1 protein-coding gene is annotated in these 2628 nt (G+C 77.9%); it reads right to left on the bottom strand.

Going from position 1 to position 2628, the window contains the following annotated elements:
• Positions 1 to 2628, bottom strand: a 2628-nt coding sequence (locus AC08OT_RS19970; protein WP_476603202.1) for a condensation domain-containing protein, incomplete at both ends; no start/stop codon positions are given.

Below are 2628 nucleotides of genomic sequence, written 5' to 3'. Positions count from 1 at the left end.
GGCCAGGGCCGAGCGCCAGGCCCGCTCGGCGGCGGCGGTGTCCCGCTCGCGCAGCCAGAGCAGGTAGTCGCGGTACGAACCGCGCGACGCGGGCGGGGTCGACGCCGGCTCTTCCGCCCACTCAGTCCCCGGCTCGCCGCCCCCGGCGGTGTACAGCTCGAGCAGGCCCTCGACGACGAGCGCGCCCGACCAGCCGTCCCACAGCAGCACCTGGCGGTTGATCACCAGCCGGGACCGCCCCTCGGCCAGGTGGATCAGGATCAGCCGGAACAGTGGCGGCCGCGCCACGTCGAACGGGCGGGCCCGGTCGGCGGCGGCGATCCGCTCGGCCGCCGCCGACCGCTCGGGCTCGGCCAGTCCGGACAGATCGATCTCCTCGACCGGGGCGGGCAGGTCGCGCGCGATGACCTGCGCCGGGCGGGACAGGCCGTCGCTGAGGAAGCCGGCGCGCAGGGTCGGGTTGCGGGCCATGAAGGTCGCGCAGGCCCGGCGCAGCCGGCCGGCGTCGAGCCGATGGTCGAAGTCCAACGAGAACTGGGCGGTGTAGGCGTCGCTGGTCGCGTCGAGCGCCGAGTGGAAGTACAGGCCCTCCTGGAGCGACGAGAGCGGCCAGACGTCCTCGACCGGCGCCGGGAAGGTACGCGCGATCCGGTCCGCCTCGGCCGGCGGGAGCGCGATGAGCTCGACCGGCTGGCCGAGCGCGGCGGGGCCGGGACCGGGACCGAGACCGGGACCGCCGGCCGGCGCCAGCGAGGCCAGCTCCCCCAGCGCGTCGAGGAAGCCGTCGGCGATGCGCGCGGCCTCGTCCGCCGCCAGCACGGTGGTCAGGTAGGTGAGCGTCGCGCGCAGCACCGGCCCGGCGCCGGCCGGGGACGTCTGGGCGGTCTCGACGCTGACCACATCGATGGTCAGCGGATAACCGACGCCCAGGCCGGGGTCGGGCTCGGCGGCCAGCGCGTCGAACTCCTCGGCCGGCCCCCAGTCGGCCCGGCGGTCGGCGCCGAAGCGACCGAGGTAGTTGAACAGCACCTGGGGCTGTCCGGCCCGGGCCAGGGCCGGGCCGGCGAGCGGGTTGGCGTAGCGGAGCAGGCCGAAGCCGATGCCGCGCTCGGGCGTGGCCCGCAGGCGGGCCGTCACCTCGGTCAGCGTCGCGCCGGCGCCGGCCCGGGGCGGCGCGAGCCGGACCGGCGCGATGCTGGTGAACCAGCCGACGGTGCGGGCGAGGTCCAGTCCGGGGGCGATCTCCTCGCGGCCGTGGCGCTCGAGATCGACCAGGAGGTCGCCGTCGCCGTCCGCCGGGGCGGACCGGATCGCCATGCGCAAGCCGGCCAGCAGGACGTCGGTGACCTCGGCGCCGGTCGCCGCCGGGACGCCGGTGAGCAGGGCGGTCGTGGCCGCCGCCGGCAGCTCGACGACCAGTCGCCCGGTGTCGGCCACAGTGCCGACGGCCGCTGGGCCGAGCGGGGGCCCGGCGGCTTCGGCGACCGGTCCGGGCGGCTCGGGGAAGGGACGCGCGCCCGGGGCGAGCGTCTCCAGCCAGTAGGCCAGCTCGCCGAGGCGGGCCGGGGCGGTCGCGTGTTCGGCGACCACCTGGCTGAAGGCGCGCAGTGAGGTGCCGACCGGCTCGAGCGCCGGCCGCCGGCCAGCCCGGGCCGCCGCGTAGGCCGCCTCGAGGTCGGCCAGCAGGATCCGCCAGGACACGCCGTCCACGACGAGGTGGTGGGCCACCATCACCAGCCGGCCCGGTTCGGTGGGACCGGCGTCGAGCCAGACCGCGCGCAACGTCGTCCCGGTGTCGGGGTCGAGGCGCCCGGCGGCCGAACCGGAGGCAGCGGCGATCATCGCGCGCAGCGCGGCCGGGCCGAGCCCGGCGACATCGATCCGGGTCAGGAGCTCGGGGTCGGTCGGGCCGTCGCCGGCCGGGTCGATCTGGAGCAGCCACACGCTCGGCGCGGGCCGCAGCAGCCGGGCCCGCAGGGCGTCGTGGTGCGCGACCAGCGCGCCGAGCGCGGCCCGTAGGGTCGCCTCGTCGGCGCCGGCCGGCGTCCGGGCCACGAACGCCTGGTTGAACCGCCGGATCTCACCGCCCCAGTCGGCGAGCCGGGCGACGATCGGCGGGGGTGTAAGCACCCCGGTCGCCGCCGCGCCCGGCCCGGCGGCCCCGCTGACCAGCGCCGGCGGGCCGGCCGGGGCGGGCGAGGTCTCCGGGGCGGGCGAGGTCTCGCGGGTCTCGCGGGTCTCGACGGTCTCGGCCGTGGCGCGGCCGGCGACGAGCGCCGCCAGCGCGGCCGGCGTCCGTTGGACGAAGACCTCGCGCGGGATGAGCCCGACGCCTTCGCGGCGGGCCCGGTTGACCAGCTGGATCGCGATGATGCTGTCGCCGCCGAGGGCGAGGAAGTCGTCGTCGGCGCCGACCCGGTCGGCGCCGAGCACGGCGGCGAACACCGCGCACAGCGTCCGCTCCAGGTCGGTGGCGCCCGACCGTCCCGAAGTCGCGGTGGTCAGGCCGGGAGCCGGCAGGGCGGCTCGGTCGAGCTTCCCGTTGCCGGTCAGCGGCAGCGCGTCCAACGCGACGACCGCGGCCGGGACCATGAAGTCGGGCAGCGCGGCGGCGGCCCGGTGCCGCAG

It is taken from the genome of Frankia sp. CgJB1, from assembly GCF_977947065.1.
This window is presented reverse-complemented; position numbering and strand designations above follow the sequence as displayed.